Origin of the sequence: Pseudomonas sp. LS-2, assembly GCF_003605735.1 — a bacterium.
Classification (GTDB): domain Bacteria; phylum Pseudomonadota; class Gammaproteobacteria; order Pseudomonadales; family Pseudomonadaceae; genus Aquipseudomonas.
This window is the reverse complement of sequence record NZ_QXTJ01000008.1, coordinates 49,990-70,433: the sequence shown is the minus strand read 5'-3', so window position 1 is coordinate 70,433 and position 20,444 is coordinate 49,990. Positions and strand designations below refer to the sequence as shown.

General features: G+C 60.8%; 19 protein-coding genes and 1 other RNA gene. 8 read left to right on the top strand and 12 right to left on the bottom strand.

Annotation, left to right across the window (positions count from 1 at the left end; all coding sequences use genetic code 11):
* Nucleotides 1–108 precede the first annotated feature (108 nt).
* The 4 genes from recR to dnaX all read right to left on the bottom strand — a co-directional run bounded on the left by recR (nt 109) and on the right by dnaX (nt 4,506).
* Complete coding sequence (gene recR, locus D3M70_RS04660; protein WP_120124731.1) at nt 109–711, bottom strand: recombination mediator RecR; 603 nt, start codon at nt 709–711, stop codon at nt 109–111.
* 69 nt (nt 712–780) lie between these two features.
* Nucleotides 781–1,809 carry an NADP-dependent oxidoreductase gene (locus D3M70_RS04655; protein WP_120124729.1) on the bottom strand — a complete coding sequence of 343 codons (1,029 nt, stop codon included), beginning with the start codon at nt 1,807–1,809 and terminating at the stop codon, nt 781–783.
* Nucleotides 1,810–1,973: 164 nt separating this feature from the next.
* Nucleotides 1,974–2,300, bottom strand: coding sequence for a YbaB/EbfC family nucleoid-associated protein (locus D3M70_RS04650; protein WP_062385680.1), 327 nt, complete (start codon nt 2,298–2,300; stop codon nt 1,974–1,976).
* A 67-nt stretch (nt 2,301–2,367) separates the two neighbouring features.
* On the bottom strand, nt 2,368–4,506 hold the full coding sequence (dnaX, locus tag D3M70_RS04645) for a DNA polymerase III subunit gamma/tau (protein WP_120124727.1): 2,139 nt from the start codon (nt 4,504–4,506) through the stop codon (nt 2,368–2,370).
* 159 nt (nt 4,507–4,665) lie between these two features.
* Here dnaX and D3M70_RS04640 point away from each other — a divergent pair, with 159 nt between their 5' ends.
* From D3M70_RS04640 to D3M70_RS04630, 3 genes are all read left to right on the top strand, one after another.
* Nucleotides 4,666–5,439, top strand: coding sequence for an ABC transporter substrate-binding protein (locus D3M70_RS04640; protein WP_120124726.1), 774 nt, complete (start codon nt 4,666–4,668; stop codon nt 5,437–5,439).
* Nucleotides 5,440–5,643: 204 nt separating this feature from the next.
* Nucleotides 5,644–7,353 (top strand): acid phosphatase, encoded by a 1,710-nt coding sequence (locus D3M70_RS04635; RefSeq protein WP_120124724.1) that lies wholly within the window; start codon nt 5,644–5,646, stop codon nt 7,351–7,353.
* Between the two features lie 121 nt (nt 7,354–7,474).
* The gene (locus D3M70_RS04630) at nt 7,475–8,311 is read left to right on the top strand and encodes a PhzF family phenazine biosynthesis protein (RefSeq protein WP_120124722.1); all 837 of its coding nucleotides are present in this window, start codon (nt 7,475–7,477) and stop codon (nt 8,309–8,311) included.
* A gap of 3 nt (nt 8,312–8,314) precedes the next feature.
* Here the strand turns inward: D3M70_RS04630 and D3M70_RS04625 are convergent, their stop codons facing one another.
* The 4 genes from D3M70_RS04625 to D3M70_RS04610 form a co-directional block, all read right to left on the bottom strand.
* Nucleotides 8,315–9,538: a nitrate/nitrite transporter gene (locus tag D3M70_RS04625; protein ID WP_165869735.1), complete on the bottom strand. Its 1,224-nt coding sequence runs from the start codon at nt 9,536–9,538 to the stop codon at nt 8,315–8,317.
* Between the two features lie 240 nt (nt 9,539–9,778).
* Nucleotides 9,779–10,705, bottom strand: coding sequence for a type I pantothenate kinase (coaA, locus tag D3M70_RS04620; protein ID WP_120124719.1), 927 nt, complete (start codon nt 10,703–10,705; stop codon nt 9,779–9,781).
* A 165-nt stretch (nt 10,706–10,870) separates the two neighbouring features.
* Entirely contained in the window at nt 10,871–11,803 is a 933-nt protein-coding gene (gene dmeF, locus D3M70_RS04615) for a CDF family Co(II)/Ni(II) efflux transporter DmeF (RefSeq protein WP_120124718.1), read from the bottom strand.
* A gap of 10 nt (nt 11,804–11,813) precedes the next feature.
* Nucleotides 11,814–12,089 (bottom strand): metal/formaldehyde-sensitive transcriptional repressor, encoded by a 276-nt coding sequence (locus D3M70_RS04610; protein ID WP_120124716.1) that lies wholly within the window; start codon nt 12,087–12,089, stop codon nt 11,814–11,816.
* Between the two features lie 71 nt (nt 12,090–12,160).
* Between D3M70_RS04610 and D3M70_RS31655 the strand changes: the two genes are divergently transcribed.
* Both D3M70_RS31655 and D3M70_RS04600 read left to right on the top strand, forming a co-directional pair.
* Nucleotides 12,161–12,790 carry a hypothetical protein gene (locus D3M70_RS31655; protein ID WP_133306433.1) on the top strand — a complete coding sequence of 210 codons (630 nt, stop codon included), beginning with the start codon at nt 12,161–12,163 and terminating at the stop codon, nt 12,788–12,790.
* A complete protein-coding gene (locus D3M70_RS04600) occupies nt 12,787–13,716 on the top strand; it encodes a hypothetical protein (RefSeq protein ID WP_120124713.1) in 930 nt (309 codons plus the stop codon). The genes D3M70_RS31655 and D3M70_RS04600 overlap by 4 nt, the downstream gene beginning before the upstream one ends.
* 62 nt (nt 13,717–13,778) lie before the next feature.
* Here the strand turns inward: D3M70_RS04600 and D3M70_RS04595 are convergent, their stop codons facing one another.
* The gene (locus tag D3M70_RS04595) at nt 13,779–14,906 is read right to left on the bottom strand and encodes an alkene reductase (RefSeq protein ID WP_165869734.1); all 1,128 of its coding nucleotides are present in this window, start codon (nt 14,904–14,906) and stop codon (nt 13,779–13,781) included.
* 138 nt (nt 14,907–15,044) lie between these two features.
* Here D3M70_RS04595 and D3M70_RS04590 point away from each other — a divergent pair, with 138 nt between their 5' ends.
* The gene (locus tag D3M70_RS04590) at nt 15,045–16,001 is read left to right on the top strand and encodes a LysR family transcriptional regulator (RefSeq protein ID WP_120124711.1); all 957 of its coding nucleotides are present in this window, start codon (nt 15,045–15,047) and stop codon (nt 15,999–16,001) included.
* A gap of 108 nt (nt 16,002–16,109) precedes the next feature.
* On the top strand, nt 16,110–16,349 hold the full coding sequence (locus D3M70_RS04585) for a hypothetical protein (RefSeq protein ID WP_133306432.1): 240 nt from the start codon (nt 16,110–16,112) through the stop codon (nt 16,347–16,349).
* Between the two features lie 73 nt (nt 16,350–16,422).
* On the opposite strand, the gene ffs is transcribed toward D3M70_RS04585, so the two are convergent.
* Nucleotides 16,423–16,519: signal recognition particle sRNA small type (ffs, locus tag D3M70_RS04580), an RNA gene on the bottom strand.
* 145 nt (nt 16,520–16,664) lie between these two features.
* Between ffs and D3M70_RS04575 the strand changes: the two genes are divergently transcribed.
* Entirely contained in the window at nt 16,665–17,153 is a 489-nt protein-coding gene (locus tag D3M70_RS04575) for an N-acetyltransferase (RefSeq protein WP_165869733.1), read from the top strand.
* Between the two features lie 97 nt (nt 17,154–17,250).
* Here D3M70_RS04575 and D3M70_RS04570 read toward each other — a convergent pair whose 3' ends face one another.
* Complete coding sequence (locus D3M70_RS04570) at nt 17,251–19,056, bottom strand: bifunctional diguanylate cyclase/phosphodiesterase (protein WP_120124707.1); 1,806 nt, start codon at nt 19,054–19,056, stop codon at nt 17,251–17,253.
* Between the two features lie 166 nt (nt 19,057–19,222).
* Nucleotides 19,223–20,389, bottom strand: coding sequence for a putative zinc-binding metallopeptidase (locus D3M70_RS04565; RefSeq protein WP_120124705.1), 1,167 nt, complete (start codon nt 20,387–20,389; stop codon nt 19,223–19,225).
* Nucleotides 20,390–20,444 lie beyond the last annotated feature (55 nt).

The window sequence follows — 20,444 nt, the reverse complement described above, 5'->3', positions numbered from 1 at the left end:
CTGGCGAATGCAGCGCGTCGGTCACCTTAACGGGGTCTGGACCTGCACCTTCGCCGGCAAGCCGGACGGCTACAGGCCACGATTTATCCGGATGACGGTCAGTGTTGCTTAAAGCTGAATCGGCTTACGCCCTGCAAACGAGTGCGCCAGCGTTCCGCCGTCCACCAGCTCCAGTTCGCCGCCCAACGGTACGCCGTGAGCGATGCGTGATGTCACCAGGCCCTTGTTGTTGAGCATTTGCGCGATGTAATGGGCGGTGGCCTCCCCTTCAACGGTCGGGTTGGTGGCCAGGATCACTTCAGTGAACGACCCCTGCGCTTCGATTCGCTCCATCAACTGCGGAATGCCGATCGCCTCTGGCCCCAGGCCATCGAGCGGCGACAAATGCCCCTTGAGCACAAAGTAGCGGCCGCGATAGCCGGTCTGCTCGACCGCGTACACGTCCATTGGTCCTTCCACCACGCACAGCAATGTGTCGTCACGCCGGGTATCGGAACACTGAGGACACAGCTCGTCCTCGGTGAGGGTGCGGCATTGTTTGCAATGTCCGACACCTTCCATGGCCTGGCTCAATGCTTGCGCCAGACGCGAGCCACCGCTGCGGTCGCGCTCGAGCAGCTGCAGCGCCATGCGCTGAGCGGTTTTCTGACCGACGCCGGGCAAAATGCGCAGGGAGTCGATCAACTGGCGAATCAGAGGGCTGAAGCTCATTGGAGAAAGGTCCGACAAATACACGAGACGCGGTTTATACCCGCGCCTCCCATTAGCGTCAAATCACGCTTACGACACCTTGACGACCAGCTTGCCGAAGTTCTTCCCTTCCAGCATGCCGATGAACGCATCCGGCGCATGTTCCAGGCCTTCGACTACGTCTTCGCGGAACTTGACCTTGCCGTCCTTCACCAACGGCACCATGGCCTGCATGAATTCGTCCAGACGATGGTAGTACTCCTCGTAAACGATGAAGCCCTGAATCTTTGCGCGCTTGGTCAGCAGCGTGCGCATCAGCAGCGGCAGGTAATTCGGACCGTCGGGCAGGCGCTGGGCGTTGTACTGCGCGATCAGGCCGCACAGCGGCACGCGGGCACGCTCATTGAGCAGCGGCAAAACGGCTTCAAAGACCTTGCCACCGACCAGTTCGAAATAAATGTCGATCCCGCTTGGGCAGGCCTCGCTCAATTGCTCGGCGAAATGCTCGCTCTTGTGATCGATACACGCGTCGAACCCCAACTCGTCCATCACATAGCGGCACTTATCGACTCCGCCGGCGATGCCCACTACGCGCAGGCCATGAAGCTTGGCGACCTGCCCGACCACTGAACCCACTGCACCGGAGGCCGCCGCAACCACCAGGGTTTCGCCGGATTTTGGCTGACCGATGTGCATCAGTCCCATGTAACCGGTGATCCCCGGCATGCCAAGCACGCCCACGGCCATCGACGAGCTGGGCAGGTCCTTGGGCACTGACATCAGGTTCTTGCCATCGGAGATACTGTGGGTCTGCCAGCCGGTCTGCCCGACCACCAGATCGCCTTCCTTGAACGCAGGATTGCGCGATTGCTCGACCACGCTCACGGCTCCCCCTTCCATCACGGCGTCGATTTCGACCGGTGGCGCGTAAGACGGCGCGTCACTCATGCGGCCGCGCATGTAGGGATCGAGGGAGAGGTACAGCGTACGCAGTTGAACCTGGCCATCTTGAAGGTCGGGCAAAGCCTCGCGCTCAAGGCGAAAGTTCTCCGGCGTCGGTGCGCCCTGAGGGCGAGAGGCGAGGACGATACGCTGGTTGAGGATCAATTCTTGCGACATCGGGTGCGCTCCTTGAATGGCTATAGAAAGCAGACCATAGCCGTCTGGCAGCGTTCGGTCGGATGTGGCGAGCAATATGACATACGCCATATGCAGATCAACTTCCCCCAGAAACAAAAATGCCAGGCACGAGCCTGGCATTGGATGCTGCAACAACGGCTGAATCAGAACGGCAACTTCATGCCCGGCGGCAGCTGCATGCCGGCAGTCATGCTGGCGGTCTTTTCCTGGCTGGCGGCTTCGATCTTGCGCACGGCGTCATTGACGGCGGCGGCGATGAGGTCCTCGAGGATTTCCTTGTCTTCCTGCATCAGGCTGTCGTCCAGGCTGACACGCTTGACGTCGTGACGACCGGTCATCACCACGCTGACCAGGCCTGCGCCCGATTGGCCGGTCACTTCGGCATTGGCCAGTTCTTCCTGCATCTTGGCCATTTTTTCCTGCATTTGCTGAGCCTGCTTCATCAGGCCAGCCATGCCACCTTTCATCATGGGAGTTCTCCTCGAAAGTCGATGGGGTCGTTACGCGGCGCCAAATCAGCTTAGCGCCTTGCGGTGATTAATGGGTTGGCGCCGGTGCATCCACCGGCGCAATCGTGTCCTCGCGAATGATCGCGCCAAACTGCTCCAGCATCTGCTGAATGAACGGGTCGGCATGGATCGACGCCTCGGCCTGGCGCTGACGGTCGGCGCGCCGACGCGCCGCCGCCTGGGCCGGGGTTTCCTGTTCGGGCTTGATCAGCTCGATACTCAGGTTGAGGGTGCGTTCATGGTATTGGTTCAGCGCATCGTTCAAGCGGCGCTGCTGCGTAGCGTTGAAAAGCGCGCTGTGGGCCGGATCCAGGTGCAGCAGCCAGTTGTCGCCGTCCACCGAGATCAACGTGCAATTGGCGGCAATGCTGCCGGTCATGCCGGAGATCGGCAGTTTCGGGAACAGCTCCAGCCAGTCGGCAGCCAGGCCCGTCGCAGGCTTGGCAGCAGGCAGCAGCTCGGGCTCTTTCTCGACAGCCTCTACGGTTTCGTGGGCCAGATCGTCGAGATAAGCGAACGAGGCGGGATCGATGTCGATGTCCGGTTCGTAATAGTCGTCATCCGGTGGCGGCTCGTCGTCACGATCCATCGGCGCCGGCACGTAAGGCGCGGCGTCAGGCACGTGTTCGAGCATGGCAGGGGTGACCACATCGGCGGCGGCCTGCACTTGCTCCTGCGACTCGACTTCCGGCGCGTCCGGCACGGGGCTGGCGGGCGCAGGCGTCGGCATTGGCGTCAGGTCCGGCTGCTCGGCCACGGTGTCGAGCACAGGTTCAGGGATTTCTTCAGCGACGGGCGCAGGAGCCGGCTCAGACTCAGGCGCGCTGACCGGTTGCGCGGCCTTCGGCTCGTTCCACGGCAGATCGACTTCCTCGACGACCGCAGGGGCCGGCGCATAAGCGGGTGCAGCAGGCTCGACCGGTGCGCGGGTTTCCATCACGGGCGCGGGCGCGACGGCCACGGCCGGAGCAGGCGTTGGCGTCGGTGCAACGGGTGCTGCGCCGGCCACCGTTGTCTGGGAATCAACCGTGGCCGGGTTGATCCCCACTGACTTTAACGGCTGCCTCGGCGCGTTTTCGCTGTCGGCCGGGCGGAACGCCAACATGCGCAACAGGACCATTTCGAACCCACCCCGGGGATCCGGCGCCAACGGCAGATCGCGGCGGCCGATCAGGCCCATCTGGTAATAGAACTGCACGTCTTCGGCGGGCAATGCCTGCGCCAGTGCCAGCACGCGGTCGCGGTCGCCGTGACCGTTGTCCACGCCCTCGGGCAAGGCCTGGGCGATAGCGACGCGATGCAAGACGTTGAGAATTTCCGAGAGCACACCGCTCCAGTCCGGGCCCTGCTCGGCCAGATGGCGCACCGCCTCCAGCAATGAGCGCGCATCGCCGTCGATGAGTGCCGTCAGCACGTCGTAAACCTGCCCGTGATCCAGCGTGCCGAGCATCGCTCGCACGTCAGTCGCCAACACCTTGCCTTCACCAAAGGCAATGGCCTGATCGGTGAGGCTCATGGCGTCGCGCATCGAACCGTCGGCGGCGCGGCCCAGAAGCCACAGCGCATCGTCTTCGAACGGGATGTTTTCAGCGCCCAGAACGTGGGTCAGGTGTTCGACCACCCGCTCCGGTGTCATGTTCTTCAGCGAGAACTGCAGGCAGCGCGACAGGATCGTGGCCGGCAGCTTTTGCGGGTCGGTGGTGGCGAGAATGAATTTGACGTAGGGCGGCGGCTCTTCCAGCGTCTTGAGCAAGGCGTTGAACGAGTGGCTGGACAGCATGTGCACTTCGTCGATCAGGTAGACCTTGAAGCGGCCGCGGCTCGGTGCGTACTGCACGTTGTCCAGCAGTTCGCGGGTGTCTTCGACCTTGGTGCGGCTCGCGGCGTCGATCTCGATCAGGTCGACGAACCGGCCTTCATCGATTTCACGGCACACCGAACATTCGCCGCAGGGCGAGGACGTGATACCGGTTTCACAGTTCAGGCATTTGGCGATGATTCGCGCGATGGTGGTCTTGCCGACCCCCCGTGTACCCGTGAATAAATAGGCATGGTGCAGGCGCTGGCTGTCCAGCGCGTTGATCAAGGCCTTCAGCACATGGGTCTGGCCGACCATTTCGCGGAACGAGCGCGGACGCCATTTACGTGCAAGAACCTGATAACTCATTGAAAACCGTCGCGACTGGGTTGCGGAAGACCGCTAATGCTAGCGGAGCGGGGGCAAAATTGCATCCGGGCAATATGCACGCACGCATATAAGTCATCTGCCGCTAGACTGCTAACACGGCTTGATCGCCTTTTCAGGGCATGCTCGTTGAGGGACTCTATGCGTCTGCTGGCACTGAGCGCTTTGTTGCTATTGAGTGGCGCAGTCGGTGCAGAGCAAGCCCCATTGCGGTTTTCCATCGCCGATGCGTGGGCGATGCCGCTGGTGCAGCTCGAAGACCATCAGCCCACCGGCGGGATCATCTTCGACATCATGCAGAGCATGGCGGCGCAGGCGAACCTGTCTGCCGAGTATCGTGTGGTGCCGATCCAGCGGGTGCAACGCACATTGGAACGCGGTGCCATCGACGTACGCTGTTATGCCGCGCAGTCGTGGATGCCCAACCTTTCCGGGGATTACACCTGGAGTCTGCCGCTGCTGATCCAGCGCGATCTGCTGATCAGCACACCCGACAACGCTGCGCCGCGCGCGCCCGAATCCCTCGTTGATGAAACCATCGGCACCGTATTGGGCTACGCCTACCCTACCCTGCAAACGGCGTTCGATAGCCAACGTCTGCGGCGTGACGACGCTCGCAGCGAAGTGCAGGTGCTGCAGAAACTCCAGATCCATCGCTATCGCTACGCGGTGGGCAATCAGTGGTCGCTGGACTGGTTCAATCGCAACCTGCCTGAAGATCAGAAACTGCGGGGGGTGGCGGTGATCGATGAGCAGCCGGTTGGGTGCATCGTGCGCAACGACACGCAGATCCCCGCGCAGCGCCTGATGCGGATTTTGCTGCGCATGCGCATGTCCGGGGAGATCGACCGGATCATGAGTCGTTACAACACGGTTTCAGGACTCCCGGCGGACGGGCCCGCCGCAAAGCCTTGAATTCAATGGCAGCCCGGCCTGCCGGCGGTGGCGACGTCTCATTACCGCTCCGCCACCAAGCCGGACTGCTCCAGAAGCAATGATTGAAGTATCCGGGAACGGCTCTGGAACAGGCATTGGAGGCTGACGCATTAATGTCACATTGCGCGATTAGGCTCCGTCGACATAATTAGTAACACCTCAAATCCTGCAGCAGGAGCCGTGATGAGCGACAAAAAACAAGATCCCGCCAGCGAGAACTGCACCGATTCCCCCACGGACTCCAGCCGTCGGCGCTTCCTTGGTGGCGTTGCCGTCCTGGGTGCAGGCGCGACGTTAAGCAGCGTCGTTGCTGCCAGCGAATCGGCAGGCGAAGGCAAGTCCACCGCTCTTGAAACCACGCTCAGCGGTCCGGAACTGGACGCGGCGCTGCAGGATTACGTCAAGACCATCGTGGTGATCTATGGCGAAAACCGCAGTTTCAACAACCTGTTCGCGAATTTCCCAGGCGTTGAGAAACCCTTGTCTGCGGTCAGCCCCGACGACTATCGGCAGCGCGACCGAGACGGCAAAGTGCTGGAAACCCTGCCGCAGTGCTGGGGTGGCATCTGCCAGGTCGGCCCGCAAAACGTCGACGGCGTGACCTACGCCACCGGCGTGCAATACCAGGAAAACCTGCCCAACGCTCCTTATGCGTTGAAGGGAGCAGGCGGCGAAGACCTTCCCTTGAACGTCGTCACCCGCGACCTCTGGCACGTCTTCTATCAGAACCAGATGCAGATCAACGGCGGCAAGAACGACAGCTTCGTCGCCTGGGCCGACTCCGGCAGCCTGACCATGGGTTACTACAGCCAGAGCCAGTATTCCCTGCGCCTGTGGGACGTCGCCAAGGAGTTCGTACTCTGTGACAACTTCTTCCAGGGGGCTTTCGGCGGATCGTTCCTCAACCACCAGTATCTGGTGTCGGCCAAGGTCCCGTTCTATCCGGACGCGGCGAACTCCCCTGCCAAATCCCAGATCGCGGTGCTGGAAAGCAGCGACCCGCTGGATTATCGCCTCAAGCCGCTGGACAAATCCCCGGCGAGTGCCATGACTGGCCCACCGCAATTCGGCCCCAGCCTGCTGACCCCGGACGGTTACGCGGTCAATACCATGGCCCCGCCCTTCTGGCCGACCTGGCTGCGAGACAAGGAAAAGCCTGACTACTCGCAACCCGACCTTGCCAATGTGCTGGTGCCGCAGACCCACGACCATATCGGCGACAAAATCTCGAAGAAAGGCGTCGACTGGGCCTGGTACGCCGGTGCGTGGCAAGTGACGCTGGACGCGTACAAGGATTCGGCAGGCATCCCCAAAATTCCGAACTTTCAGTACCACCATCAGCCACTCAACTATTTCAAACAGCTTGGTCCCGAAAACCCTGACGAGCGTAACAAGCGCTTGCGCGATGGCGGTCTGGGCGATGAATCCGCCACCAATAAATTCCTCGCCGACGCCGAAGCGGGCAAGCTGCCTGCGGTGACGTTTTACAAACCACAGGGCAATCTCAACATGCACGCCGGTTACGCCGACGTCGCGGCAGGTGATCGGCACATCGACCGCGCCGTGAAGATCCTGCGCAACAGCCCGCAATGGAAAAACATGGTGATCGTCGTCACGGTCGATGAAAACGGCGGCTGGTGGGACCACGTAGCCCCGCCCAAAGGCGACCGCTGGGGCCCGGGCACGCGTATTCCAGCCATCGTCATCTCGCCGTTCGCACGCAAGGGCACGGTCGATCACACGGTCTACGACACCGCCTCGATCCTGCGCCTGATCACCCGCGTCCACGGCCTGGAGAAACTCGATGGCGTCGTCGAGCGCGACACTGCCATGGCTGCTCGCGGGCAGGCGCCGATGGGTGATCTGACCAACGCGCTGCACTTCCCCGCCTGAACCTTTCAAGCAGCAGGAAAGGCAAACAGATGCCCCGAGAAATCGGGGCAATCTGTGTCTATACAGCCTGATCAGGGCCTCCTTAAAGTGACGCCTCCTACAGCACGATCAGGAGAGTGCCATGCCCAAAACGTTCAAGTTCCAGCAAGTCGATGTGTTTTCAAGCACAGCGACCGAGGGCAATCCGCTCGCCGTGGTGACCGGCGCTGATGAATTGAGCGACGCACAGATGGCCGCTTTCGCACGCTGGACCAACCTCAGCGAAACCACCTTCCTGCTTCGTCCTACACACCCTGACGCCGATTACCGTGTACGCATTTTCACCACCGTCCGCGAACTGCCGTTTGCCGGGCATCCGACGCTCGGCACCTGCTTTGTCTGGCTCGACAACGGCGGTGAGGCCGGGGCTAACGAAGTGGTGCAGGAGTGCGGAGCAGGTCTGGTGCGCATCCGCCGCGATGGCTCCCGTCTGGCATTTGCCGCGCCCCCGCTGTTGCGCAGCGGCCCGGTCGAGCAAGAGCTCCTGCAACGGCTGGCCACCGGACTGGGCCTGCGCCCGGAACAGATCGTCGGCAGCCAGTGGGCAGACAACGGACCGGGTTGGGTTGCAGTGATGTTGTCGAGTCGTGAAGAAGTGCTGGCGATCCGCCCGGATTACGTCGTGCTCAAAGGTCTGAATGTAGGCATCGTCGCGCCCTGGACGGGTCCCGATGCCGAAGCGGATTTCGAAGTCCGCGCGTTGACCGGGGACCTGAACGCCGAGGATCCGGTGACCGGTAGCCTCAATGCGAGCCTGGCGCAGTGGATGATCCCGGCGGGCCTGGCGCCGGCGAAGTACACCACCCGCCAGGGGACGGTGCTGGGGCATCGCGGACGGGTCAGCATCGAACAGATCGGCGAACAGATCTGGGTCGGTGGCGATGTTCAGAAGTGTATTGAGGGGAGCGTGATGCTTTAACACTCAACCGTCCGAGCAAAGTACCGCAACGGTGCTTTGCACCCCCTGCCCCTCACGGGGCAACCGAAGCGTCACCCCCGCCATCAACAACGCCACCACACCGATCACGGCATAAACCCCGACGAACGAGCCATTGAAGCTCGCCAGCAACCCCGCGCAGAAGTTGCCGATCATGCCGCCGACGCCCTGCAGGATATTCGCCACGCCGAAGATGGTGACGGCCAACGCGGCGCTGCTGGCCATCTTCGACACATAGGCCGGAATCAGGCCGAAGATCGGGTAAAACGCCACGGCGAAGAGGATCCCCGCCGCCAGAGGCCAGTACCCCACCGGATGTACGACGAAGATCAACGCAGCGCCTGCCACGCACGCATATACCAGCAACATCGCCGCCCGCAGTCCGGTGCGGTCGGACAACCAGCCCACGATCAGCCCGGAGAACATTCCGACGAACCCAATGCTCGCCCAGATCTGAGCGGCGTAGGCCACATCGAAATTCAGTTCCGTGCGCAGGTAGGACGACAGGTAATTCTGGAAAGGAAAGGTCGAGAAACCCAGCAGGAAATTCATTGCCCAGACCATCAGCACCCAAGGTTGCATGAGCGCCGACCTGCCCACCGTGACCTGGGTCTCTTCCTGCGCAGGCGAGTCGATATTTCTCGCGAACAACCGCGCTCGACTGAAGACCACCATCACACCGACAGCCAGAACGACCGTAATCAATCCAACGATCCACCACACCATGCGCCACTCGCCCTGCGGGGCATACAACGGCACCAACAGGCTATTGATGAACACGCCATAACTGGTGCCACTGGACACCAGCCCCATCGCCATGCCGCGATACTTGTAGGCGACGGTGCGGGAAATGACGTCGACCATCGGCACGAACACCGTCGCCGCGGTGCCCGCCAGTATGGTCAACAGCGCGCCGATCAGGAGAATGTTGTGGGTCAGCGGAATCAACAACAGCGCCACCGCGCACACTACCCCTGAACCGAAGATCACCCAGCCGCCGCCGATCCTGGGGGTGATCCACGCCGCCAGCAACGCGCAGATCAGAAAGCCGAACTGCCCGGACGCTGTGAGGGTGCCGACGTAGGAGATGTCGAAACCCAGACTGGCGCGCATGTCCGGTACCAACTGCGCGAACAGGTAAATCCCGAAACCGAAGGTCGCCGCGACGAGCCCCGTCAGCAGCATTACGATCAGAGCGTTGATACGCATGGTCAGCATCCTTTCTTGAATGAGAGAAAAGAACAGGCATTACGCAGGACTGGCAGCCCCTATCAGCTCTGCGGCCAACCCTCGGGCTATGGGAATGGGGATGAATCGGGAGAAGACGCTATAGCACTACGGCTTACCGGCGGCAACGCAATTGAGAACGCTACCGCCGGCAAGCCTTGCTGCTACAGACAGGGTGTTTGCATCAGTGTAAACCGCGTAATGGGGGCCGACTTCAACCCCTTAGCGCAGCCACAGCTCCTTCACCGCATGATCCGACGCCTTGCGCACCACCAGGCTTGCGCGCTCGCGGGTCGGCAGGATGTTCTCCAGAAGGTTGGGCCGGTTGATGTCGCCCCATATCTTGCGCGCCGCGTCGGGGGACTTTTCCGGGGGCAGGTCCGCCAGCTCGCGAAAATAGGCGCCACGCGCACGGAATGCCGTGCGTTGCAGCATCAGGAAGCGCTCGACATACCAGCGTTCGATATCGCTTTCATCGGCGTCCAGATAGATCGAGAAATCGAAGAAGTCCGAGACGATGCTACCGGGTTTCTGCCCGTCATTGCCTTCGGTCTGCAGTACGTTCAGGCCTTCGAAGATCAGGATGTCCGGCTGGCTGATCTTGATGAACGTGTCCGGCACGATGTCGTAACTGATGTGCGAATAGACCGGCGCGCTGATTTCGGGAATTCCAGCCTTCAGGTCCGACAGAAACTTGACCATCCGCTTGCGATCGTAGCTTTCGGGAAAGCCCTTGCGGTGCATGATGCCTTCGGCGTTGAGCTTGGCATTGGGGTGCAGAAAGCCGTCGGTGGTGACCAGGTCGACCCGCGGATGATCCGGCCAGCGCGCCATCAGCGCCTGCAACACGCGGGCAAACGTGCTCTTACCCACCGCCACGCTACCGGCCACCGCCACCACATATGTCTGTTTTTTCGCCGGACGCCCAAGGAATGTGTCCTTGATGCTGGCCAGATTGCGCGCGGCACTGACGTGCAGGTTGATCAGTCGCGACAAGGGCAGATAGATGTTGACGACATCTTCCAGGGAAATATCTTCGTTTACGCCTCGTAACGCCGCCAGGTCTTCTTCGGACAAAGTCAGTGGCGTGCTGGCGCGCAGCCCCGCCCATTCCTTGCTGGTCATTACGAGATAGTCATCAGGCGCCATCTAAAGCTTTCCAATCCAGGTGTCCGTATCGACAATGGTGCGAAGACTATCGTATTGACCCCAAAACCGGGCAGATTTCTTTGATTTGCCACGCATTATCGGCTGCATCGTCAGGCTTCCAGCGCCTTGGAGAGCGCTGGGGGCAAGAGCTCTGAACCGGCCCCCTCAGGCGGTTCGATACTCGATGGTCAGATGCGAGACCTCATGCACCACGCCAAGCCGCTCGCGGATCGCCTCGGCCGTCACCTCGACTTTCGCCAAGACACTGACAATGGCTGCGCGGGCATCGGGGCCGACCTTCCAGACGTGCAGGTCAGTGATCTGCACATCGCCATGAGCATCCAGCACTTGCCGAATTTCTTCGGCGACATGCTCATCCGTCACGTCCAGCAGCACCGTGGCGCTCTGCCGGATCAGACCCACGGACCATTTGGCGATGACCGCTGCACCGATGATCCCCATCACCGGGTCGAGCCAGACCCAACCCAGATAACGCCCGGCCAGCAATGCTGCGATAGCCAGCACCGAGGTCAGCGCATCGGCCAGCACATGCACATAGGCTGAACGCAGGTTGTTGTCGCCGCCATGGGAGTGACCGTGATCGTGGTGATGGCCGTGCTCATGCTGATCGTGGTGATGGGAATGCTGACCACCCGACAGCATCAGCGCACTGACGATATTGACCAGCAGCCCGGCGATGGCGATCAGCGTCGCCTCACCGAAGGAAACGTTTGTCGGCTGGAACAGACGAATCAGCGACTCGACCCCGATCCCCAGTGCCACAAGCATCAGGATCAACGCCGAAGCGAAGCCGGCGAGATCGCCGACCTTGCCCGTCCCGAAACTGAAACGACCATTGTTGGCATTGCGCCGCGCAAACGAATAAGCCGCCGCCGCGATCCCCAATGCCCCGGCGTGAGTCGCCATGTGAAAACCGTCCGCCAGCAGCGCCATGGAGCCGGTCATGTAACCGGCGGCAATTTCGCCGATCATCATCACGAAGGTCAGGACCACGACCCAACGCGTGCGGCGCGCATTGTCATCGTGAGACTCGCTGAGGAATACATGTTCATGCGTGTGTTTCTGCGACAGGACCATAAACCCCTCCTTATTTGGAATAACGGCGAATGGCTTCGAGCAGATCTTCAAGCCCTTGCGCCCGCTCTTCGTCATTCAAGCCCGGATGCGCGACATGTTCACGGGCATGAGCCTCGATGATCTGATCCAGCAAACCATTGATCGCGCCGCGGGTTGCCGCGACCAGATGCAGCGTCTTGGCGCAATCCGTATCGGACTCCAGGCCGCGTTCGATCGCTTGCACTTGCCCCGCGATGCGCCGAACACGCTTGAGCAGATCGTGTTTTTCGGCATGCAAATGCGCCATACCATACCCCCCCTACCTATATTGGCCGAGATAGTGCGCTGGATTTCGCCATCGGACAAGGCCTGCAGTGCGTGGGCGAGCATCAAGACGATTCATCAGCCAATTCTTTTCCAGTACAGATTCCAAGAAGCGCCCTACAAACCGCCGTCGCCCTCCCCTACATCTTCAAGCGCTCCTCACCTTCATCATGGGCCGGCAGTTACAGCGTGTTTCTGCCGCTAGCAGGGGGAGCCGCAGCGTATCGCCGTCTCCCTGCTGCTTTTCAGACAATCATGAACACTGGATTGACCTCACCCATGACCGTAAAACTTGAATTGATGACCGACGATCCCGAGGAAAAACAACTGGCCGTGCGCTATTGGGCGATGAGCGAAAGCGGCGAGTTCCTGGAGAAAGTCATTGACCTGGTGCCCTTCCGCCACATCAACCACAGCGGAACCCTGGCCAGCCATGTCCGGCAGTTGTGTCGCGCGTTCGATGAAAACCTGACATGCCCTTACTGCGAAGCCAGTATGGAAGTCAAAAGCCGCTCTGCCGTCAAAAAATACCCCCAGAAGTCATACAGACCTTGCCCCGACTGCGAAGAGACCCATGCCCTACAGGCCCGTGCAGAACAGGCAGCGGCAGCGGCGGAACTTGAATCCAGGCTCGACGCTTACCGGGAACGGCTGCCCTGCGACCCCATCGACTATGGGCATTGAGCGACGATGAGGTGCTGCTGATCATCGCACTGGACTTTGCGATTTCTCCGCGTCTGACCAGTTCAGCCTTCACTGTCGGCGACTGCAAGGCATTGGCCCCGATGGATGTCGGCTTGCTCATCGACAAGCTCAAAGGCAAGGGCATCGTTCGTGAAGACCCGCCGAGCGCAGCGCCTGGCACCTACTTCCTGCGCGACGGGCACTTGATGGTCAACACCCACCAGATCGCCTATGCGCTGGCACCGGACACACATTTCGGGCGCAGCGAGGAAGCGATGCAGGTCTTGCTCACCCGGGAATATACGGACCCCAGCGCGCTTTTCAGTCTCTGGCTCGACTTCGCGTCCGCAGACGCCGTGTGCTACCTGCTGGACAAATGCCGGTCGTTCGATCACGAACTGGATGAACAACAGCTCAGTGAAATCAGAAGCACGCTGCGCAACGGGCTCAAGACCCACAGCGTGTCGCAGATCTGGTTCGTCATCTGGAAGAACGTCAAGGATGCTGCCAGCCTGGCGCGGCTGGTGTACTACACCGCAACCCGCGCAACCGCGACCATTCCCGGAAAGATTCGACGAACGCTTGAGAAAATCGAGAAGGAAGGCAGCATCGTTCGCAAGTGGGACCGGCCCGACTATCAGCCAGCCGGGACCCTGGGCATGTTGTTCAACGAACTGTTCGGGATCGATGAAGACACGCCGGGGCTTGAAGTGCTGGAACGGCTGGCCCTGTTGCTGCCTGAGGAAAACGGCGGCGAAGACGAGGTGCCTCGCAATGAGTCAGTGCGACAGTTGCTGTGCAATGCGTTGATCAGCGACACCGGCCCGCAGATGATGGAAAGGTTCGCTGCGCTGATTCGAGAAGGCCATGGGGTCGGACGAGCAGTGGCCGCCTTGCTTGGCGCCGATGCTGCGCCTTCTATCTGAATCTGACACATCAGAGCCTGCCGCTCACGGGCAGGCTCTGCTGACGACGCAACCGCTAGCAATCAGGCCGGTTCGTACGGCGGGTAGTCCACGTAGCCTTTGGTACCGCCGCCGTAGTAGGTGTCGCGGTCCGGCGTCGTCAGCGGCCAGCCGTTTTTCAAGCGGGCGACCAGGTCGGGGTTGGCGATGAAAGGCTGACCGAAACCGGCCAGGTCGATCAGACCGGCATCCACCAGATCCTGCGCACGTTCCAGCGTCATGTCCCCTGCCAGAATCAGCGCGGTATCGGCCAATTGCGCTCTGCAGTGCTTGAGCAGTTCACGCAGCGCCTGCTCCTGTGCCTCCGAACCTTGCGCCGCCAGGAAGAAGTGAGTCTGATCCATCACGTGGACGTAAGCGATACCGCGCTGGCCCATACCGGCACAGAGGGCCGAATAGGTTTCGTCGATTTCCGGATAGATCGGCATGTCGAACAACTGGCCATACGGTGAGATACGAATCCCCACCCGTTCGGCGCCGATTCGGGCGACCACTGCATCGACCACCTCGAACACGAAGCGCAAGCGATCTTCCAGGGTCTTGGCTGAATAACGGTCTGTGCGGTCGTTGACCAGCGGATTAAGGAACTGCTCGATCAGATACCCATTCGCCCCGTGGATTTCCACCCCGTCGAACCCCGCCGCGATGGCGTTGGCAGCGGCTTGGGCGAAGTCTTCGACGACACGGGCGACTTCCTCGGTTTGCAGCGCGCGAGGGGTCGAGGTCGCGACGAAACCGGGTTCGCCGTTTTCGGTGTAACCGAAGGCAATCGCCCCTTGCGCCGGCTTGTCCGTAGAGCTTACCGGCGCCTTGCCGTCATCCTGAATCGAGGTGTGAGACACGCGCCCCACATGCCACAACTGAGCAAACATCCGGCCGCCGACGCTGCGAACCGAATCGGTCACCAGCTTCCAGCCCTTGATCTGCTCCGCGGTGAAGATACCCGGATTGAACAGATAGCCCTGACCTTCGCGGGAAATCGGGGTGCCTTCGGACACAATCAGACCTGCCGTGCCACGCTGGGTGTAATGCAACGCAATCTGCTCGGTCGCAATATCTTCCGGGGCCCGTGAACGGGTCATCGGCGCCATGACGATACGGTTGGTCAGGGGCAGGCCCTTGAGTTCATACGGGGCAAACAGGTTGATCATCTAATCGGTCTCCAGAATGAGAATGGCGAGCGGCTCAGTGAACCGTTCAACGTTGCCCATAGGTTATTGGAGAATTTTGGTAACATTTAAGCCATTCACTACGAAGTGATGTGAATCCACGTCACCAATGAGACCGCCATGATCCCGTCAGATAACCTCAAAGGCATCGATGTATTCGTCTGCGTCGCCAACGTCGGCAGCTTTTCCGCCGCCGCCAAGCGCCTGAACCTGACCAACTCGGCGGTCAGCAAGAGCATCGCCCGGCTGGAGCAGCGACTGGGCACGCGGCTGTTCAACCGCACCACGCGCCGACTGGCGCTGACCGACGCCGGCACTCAGTATTTCCGGACCTGCGCCGAGGTGCTGGGGTGCCTGGAAGAAGCCGAGCAATCACTGAAAACCGAAAACGCCGGGCCTCACGGCAAAGTACGCCTGGACCTGCCCGCCTCGTTCGGACGTCTGCATGTCCTGCCGCTGATGCTGGATTTTCTGCGTGAACACCCCCTGCTGCTGCCGCACATTACCTTCTCCGACCGCTTCATCGACCTCGTGGACCAAGGCATCGATATCGTCGTGCGCATTGGCACCCCGGATGCCTGGCCCGCGCTACTGGGCCACCGCTTTCTAGGCGCGCAGCGACTGGTCTTCTGTGCAACGCCGGACTATCTGGCCGTACACGGGACGCCGACCAGCGCCCAAGCACTCGAACGACATGCGTGCATACTCTACGGACACGACAACGGCAGCGTAACGCCCTGGTCGATGGCCGGCGAACAAGGCAACATCGATCGCCACGTCATGCCCGGCCGGATCGCCATCGGCGACGGCGAAGGCCAACTCATTGCCGCACTCGCGGGTCTGGGCATCACCCAGTTGCCCACCTGGCTGGTGGAACGTCACCTGCAAAGCGGCGAGTTGATCGAAGTCCTCCCGCACCTGGCCGTACAGAGCCTGCCGATCAATCTGATCTGGCTGAAGAGCCGGCAGAACCTGCCGAAAGTGCGCGCGTTGCTGGAAGTGCTGGGGGCGTGTCTGACGCCTGAGGGAAGAAAACGTGGCGACCCGGAACAGGAAGTTGAGACAGCCAGGGCGTAAACGCCATCGTTCATGCCCCTCCGCGGAAACCCTACAAATAAATGGAACTCATGATCGCAACTTGGTGACAAATCGCCATCATCAATGATGTCACCAGAGGCGCTTTTCATGCGGCTTGAATCCTTAGCCATCCGACTGCTCCACACCATCACCGATGGCGCGACGTGCAGAGTCAATCCGCTGGACTTCACCGCGTTGCTCTATCTCAGGGATCGGGGATTTGTGAACGTTTCGGTCACGGATGGATGTGTGGTGGCGCAGCGCACGGTTGAGGGGAAGCAGTTCGCAATCGAGCGAGCGAGGGGCGGGGCTTTGACCGAAGTGTCGAACGAAGCATCGGAACGATGAGCCGAGTGCGGAGAAGCAGGAATTTTTTACGGGAAGATCGCCGAGAATTAGCGAGCTTGAGATATGGAGGCAACCCCACCAGCCACACCCCGGCACACAATGTTCCCGCTGTGGCTGCTGCCTTCCGGCTCTGACCAGGTTCACGGGTAATCGTTGCGGGGGGACCGATGGGGTCACCATAACGACACTCGCCAGTCGGCGAGCCGCGCCATTGTACCGGTCTGGCGCGAAGTTACAACCTCTGGTTTCAGATAAAAAATTTGATAGGGCTCAGTCACTTGCACTGGCGCCCGGTGACGCGGCATGGTGTCGCCCATGGACCTCCTATTGATAAGACATGAACAGCTCTCGACCCCGCAGCGGGGCCAGTTGCTGGATATCGAGCTGTTGGCAGAGCACAAGCCCCTCGTGGGGGACGTTTATGGCGCGCTGCATGCGCTCACCGCCCGCCCCGTCTGCGATATTCAGGGTTTTGCGTTGGTGGTGGACGACGTACCGAGAGGTTTTTTTCTGCTCAAGCGCAGGTCGCTGCTGCCACGCTGGGCGAGTGGGCAAACCGCTACGTTGCACGCGCTGATGGTTGATCGTCGGTTTCAACGGCTGGGGCTTGGCAAGCGCTGCATGCAGATGTTGCCGGGCGTGGTCCGAGCGCTGTGGCCCGAGGTCAATCAGCTGATGCTAGCGGTAGCCGCTGAAAACCTGGCGGCTCACTCGCTGTATCGGGCGCTGGGCTGGCAAGACGAAGGGGACGCGGATCGCTCCGCGACCGGGTTCGAGCGGCGGATGGTTCTAAAACTTATTTGACGAGACAGCGTTGCAGGTCGTCAGGGCGGTGGTCATTGGGAGAACGTTTGCGCCGGCAAGCCGGACCGCTACAGACCATCCGTGCCTGCGAGCGTCGTCAGCGCCCCAGCGACCGGAGCTGCTTGACCTTTGCGTTGTGCTCGCCATTCATCCAGTGCTCCAGCGCGCTGACGGTCATGGGCCGGGCCACCAAAAAACCCTGCACCTCATGACAGCCGAGCTGACAGAGGATTTCGTAGACCTGCTCGGTCTCCGCGCCCTCCGCCACCACCCGATAGCCCAGACGCCGGGCGAGGTCGACGATGGCCTCGACCAGACGGCGGTCCTTCTCGTTGGAATCGACATGCTCGACCAGCGATTTGTCGAGTTTGACCGTGGTCGCTGGCAATTGACGCAGGTAGGTCCAGTTGCTGTAACCGGTGCCGAAATCATCGATGGCGATGTCGACGTTCAGCGCCCGCAGGCGTTCGAGTTGCTGGCGAGTGATGTCAGGGTTGTCGCACAGGGCGCTTTCGGTGAATTCGAGTTCAAAGCGGCCAGGGTCCAGCCCGCTGATCGCCAGTTGATCGAACAGCGCATCGCTGAATTGCGAATTGGCCAGGTCAATGGCCGAGACGTTCATAGCCACCTTGAACGCGTATCCCTGCTGTTGCCAGGTCCGTGCCTGCTCGACGGATTTTCGCAGCACCCAGAGGCTGAGTGAGCGAATCAACGCGGTCTTTTCGGCCAGCGGGATGAATTCGGCAGGGCTGATCGGCCCCAGTACCGGATGCTGCCAGCGCAGCAGCGCTTCAACCGTGACAATGCGCCCGGTGCTGACTTCAAGCCGTGGCTGAAACACCAGCGACAGTTGATCGGCGCTGCGCACGGCGTCGGCCAGCGAAGCCAGCAACAGGAATGCGCGTTGCTGGGCAAAATCCAGATGCGGTTCGTACCAGCGCCAGCCTGTGGCCTTGCCCCGGGCCTCATCAGCCGCGCTGACGACGAGGCGAATCCAGTCCTTTTCGTCACAGCGCCCCAGCCCTAATGGCAGCACACCAATGCCGACGTCCATCTGGATCGGAATGTTGCGACACACCAGTGGCGTCTGGAAGTGTTTGATGAGCCTTCTAAACAGCTGCTCGGCCTGCTCCGGTCCGGTGTGCCGCATCAGTAAGGCGATGCGCGTCGGGCTGACCTTGTACAAGGCGGTGTCGGCAGGCAGTTGCTCGCGGCAACTGTCGATCATGCAGCGCACCAGGTCCTGGGCGAAGCTGTAGCCGAGCGCCTTGATGATGCTGTCGAGAAACACCGGATTGACCATGTCCAGCGCGACCAGTGCGTGCTCGTCGCGATCGGTGAGAGCGAGGATGTCCTCCTCCAGACGCAGGCGATTGAACAGGCCGGTGGGTTGATCGACGTAACTGGCTTTGCGCAGGTTGTTGAGGCGTTTCATGACCAACTGCCCATACATCTCGAGCATGGTGATGTCCCGCAGATCGAGCGCGGCGCGGGGTTTATTGTCGATGATGCACAGAGTGCCGAGAGCCAGACCGTCGGCAGTCACCAGCGGCACGCCAGCGTAAAAACGGATATGCGGCTCGCCTTCGACCAGCGGGTTGTCCTGAAAACGAGAGTCCAGGCGCGCGTCAGGCACCTGAAAGACTTCCTGAGTCAGAATCGAATAGGCGCAGAAGGAAATCTCCCGAGGGGTCTCGCGCTCGTCCATGCCGGTTCCGGCACGAAACCACTGTCGATGCTCGCTGACGATGGACACCAGCGCGATGGGCACCTGGAAGTAGTGAGCCACCATGTCGACGATGTGATCCAACACTTCGTCTGCGGCTGAATCGAGAAGCCCCATGTGGGTGATGCGCGAAAGTCGAGAAGCTTCGTTGAGAGGAAATGGAGCGCTATTGGCCATCTGCGAATCCCTGTGCAACTGCTCTATGCCAGTAGTATCAAAACGATATTTTTAGGCAAAGTAGCACTGGATTCACCACCGTGCAGGCACTCGCAGACCGGCGGCAATGACAGGTGCTCTGCAGCAAAGTTGCAGAACATCTGTCATCACCCTTCAATTGAATGGCTCACTGCACCTGCAGCACTTCATCTGCCTTGCCGCCCGCGCCCTGAATGACCAGATGAATGAAATGCAGCTTGGTGATCACCGCAGGTGGCAGGACGAACGGGTAGAAATCCGGCTGCCCCATGGCCCGTGACAGTTCGTTGAGCATCCCCGCCAGCTCGATCCAGGCGTTGACGAAGGCAAGGAAGGCCGGACCGCCCGGATGCTGGGGATCGTAGAGGGTATTGAGCTCGAAAGGCTGATAGTCAAGGTCCATGTCGCGGGCGCTCATGCCCAGACTCAGCGCGGTGTCGACAGCGTCCATCATGTGCAGGTAATGGGCCCAGGTTTCGGCCCAGTCTTCCCACGGGTGCATGGTGGCGTAGGCGCTGACGTAGTGCTGCTGCCAGTCAGCGGGAGCGCCGTTCTGGTAATGATGATCGAGGGCTTCGGCATAGCTCGCGCGGTCGTCACCGAACAGGTTGCGGAAGCCGTCCTGCCAGTAAGTGTTGGCGATCAGACGGTCCCAGTAGTAATGCCCGACTTCGTGACGGAAATGTCCGAGCAGCGTGCGGTAGGGTTCATGCATCTGCACGCGCACTTTCTCTCGAATCGCATCGTCGGCTTCGTCGACGTTGAGGGTGATCAGGCCGTTGGCGTGGCCGGTCGTGGGCAGCTTGCCTTCCAGATCGACACCGAGGAATTCAAAGGCCAGCCCGCGTTCTTCGTCGACGCTCTTGGGGATGACCTGCAGACCCAGCGTGATCAGCTGCGCCACCAGCCTGCGCTTGGCGATTTCGATCTTGCGCCAGCGGTCAGGGTTTTCGGGAACGGAAAGGTCGGGGATCGTCCTGTTGAGGCTACAGGCGACGCAGAAGTCTGCGGTGTTGTGCGCCGGAAACAGCCAGTTGCAGGCAGCCGGTGTGTCGAGGTTGGCGCATCGCCTATAAAGGCCAGCCTGCGGGTCGTCGCTCAGGCGCCAGGTGTTGATATCCGGGCCCGGCTCCAGCGCTGCGATCTTGCTCTGTTCAGGGAGATAGCCCAAGGCTGCGGAACAGGCCAGACACTGGCTGTTGCGGAAGAACACCGATTGTCCGCAGTGACACTGCCAGACCTTGCTGTTGCGCTTGCTCTCACCGACGAAGGGCGCCGAAATCCGTGAGCTGAGTTGTTCGAAGAACTGGAACATGGCGATCTCCTGAATGGCTGCAAGCACTAGATCGTTGGGGGTTGCGGGGGTTCCA